A 288-nucleotide genomic window follows, 5' to 3' on the forward strand; every position below is an offset into this window, starting at 1 on the left:
GCGGCGGGATTCGGACACGATTCGCAGCCGGATCGACAACCAACTCATACTTGAGCCGATCCTCGTAACGGAATTTCTGTATATCAAGATAGCACTGAACCATCTCGATCTCATCTTGGATTGTGGTTTTGCCGTTGCCAACCTCCAGATTGCTGCGCATCATCTTACCGAGCAGACGAACAATGCGGGCGATTTCCGTCTCCCCCTTCAGATGAGCCTCCATCCGAATTGCTTCAAGGGCATTAAACAGGAAATGGGGATTGATTTGGCTCGCCATCATCTTGAACT

1 protein-coding gene is annotated in these 288 nt (G+C 50.3%); it reads right to left on the reverse strand.

Going from position 1 to position 288, the window contains the following annotated elements:
* The coding region (locus ACFRAK_RS27595) for a sensor histidine kinase (protein WP_394572974.1) at positions 1-277 on the reverse strand (277 nt) is incomplete at its 3' end.
* Between the last annotated feature and the right edge of the window lie 11 nt (positions 278-288).

The sequence above is a fragment of the Peribacillus sp. NPDC056705 genome (assembly GCF_043656335.1).